The sequence below is a fragment of the Clostridium thailandense genome, from assembly GCF_019207025.1.
Classification (GTDB): domain Bacteria; phylum Bacillota; class Clostridia; order Clostridiales; family Clostridiaceae; genus Clostridium_AM; species Clostridium_AM thailandense.
The window spans coordinates 1-1,783 of record NZ_JAEEGC010000260.1; the positions used below are offsets into that span (position 1 = coordinate 1).

General features: G+C 37.9%; 2 protein-coding genes. Both read right to left on the bottom strand.

Going from position 1 to position 1,783, the window contains the following annotated elements:
- On the bottom strand, positions 1-692 hold a 692-nt coding region (locus I6U48_RS29475; protein ID WP_218324078.1), incomplete at its 3' end, for a DNRLRE domain-containing protein.
- A gap of 447 nt (positions 693-1,139) precedes the next feature.
- Positions 1,140-1,783: BclA C-terminal domain-containing protein (locus I6U48_RS29480; RefSeq protein WP_281421865.1), on the bottom strand; the 644-nt coding region annotated here is incomplete at its 5' end.

The window sequence follows — 1,783 nt, forward strand, 5'->3', positions numbered from 1 at the left end:
GTTGCCCCGGTATCTCCTGTCGCTCCTGTTGACCCTGTCGCTCCTGTTGCTCCCGTTGCCCCGGTCGCTCCTGTTGACCCTGTTGCACCTGTTGTTCCCGTTGACCCTGTTGCTCCTGTTGCTCCTGTTGCTCCTGTTGATCCAGTAGGTGAAACTATACCATATTCTATATCCAAGAATGGCCTTTGTGTTGGAGCCATCCATTCTTCAGATAGATAGCCTATGATAGTGTTAACTATATTTTCTATTCCAGTTAGCGTAATACCATTATTAGGTATTGATTCATTAAGCCAGCCAACTACTAGATTTGTTATATCAATACTAATAAAATTATTAACATCCGCATCGGTTACATTTATAGAATAAATTGTTGGATTTATTGCAGGTGCATTATTCCAGGTAACTGTATTTTGAGAAAAGCTGCTTGCATTTGTAAATACACTAACAGTTTGTGGCGATAACAATAAATCAGAGGAATTTTTTCTATAAACAAACAATTTTAAATAAGCATTTAATATACTGCTTCCTGGAGGAATAACATTAGTTAAATTAAATTTTAATAAGCTTCTATAAATATCGTTAGGCTGAACAAACCTTCCTGTAAACAAAACACTTGAACTACCAAAGTTTGTATTAGCATTTAACATAGATATATATGCATCATCCGTAGGTTTAACTTGTACAAATGACATAATTCCATCTCCTTGTTGCTTTATCTTTTATCTTTATTTTTATTGTTTATTTTGTCAATAGCTGTAGGATGAACTACTATATTATATGTAGTTATGCTATATGTGTTTATAATAAAATTGCACATGAAACAAAAAATATTTCAATTATTTTAGTTTCGAGGCTATTTTCTTTTTATATAAGTAAACAAATACTTATATTGTTATAGATACTCACGGCCGACACTTAACTTATACTATGAAAATCATCGGTAATAATTGAAAGATGTAAACATATTTCTAGAGGACAATTGACAAAGGACATAGGACAGTGAAGGTAAGTTTTCTTCCTTACGTCAGAAAGCTAATTTATTTTTTATAAGTTAACTTTCTGGTTGGGTTATCTATAATAATACAGATCATCTAATTTTTAAAGCCTTCTGCATTGAAACAGAAGGCCATAAGAATAAACTAATCCAATTTCATAATAGTTAATTGAGCACCAACACCAGGCGCTAAAGTTAAAACAAGAGGTGTCGCTGAGTTGTTTCTTAAAGTAATTACATCACCGGCAGCAAGAGTGAGTATTGCACTACCTGACATTTCACCTGTAGCAACAAGAGCAGTGATAGGTGTAGAGGCATCTACTGTACCATTTACAGCAATTGCCACTTGAGCACCTACACCAGCAGTAATGCTTATATTATAATTAATTTGATATACACCAGCACTAGCAACTGTAATAGTAGTGGTTCCCGGTGTATGAGTTATGCCAATTAAAGGACCGTTATTAGAGAATGGAACGTCTGCTCCGCCGACAACTGTTGAATCAGCAATTGTTGCTAACTCATATACATATCCAGATGCGGCTAATCCAGCCCCGGTTGCTCCTGTGTCTCCTGTTGCTCCAGTTGCTCCGGTATCTCCTGTTGCTCCTGTTGCCCCGGTATCTCCTGTTGCCCCTGTTGCTCCAGTATCTCCTGTTGCTCCTGTTGCCCCGGTATCTCCTGTTGCTCCGGTTGCCCCGGTATCTCCTGTTGCTCCTGTTGCCCCGGTATCTCCTGTTGCTCCTGTTGCCCCAGTATCTCCTGTTGCTCCTGTTGCTCCGGTATCTC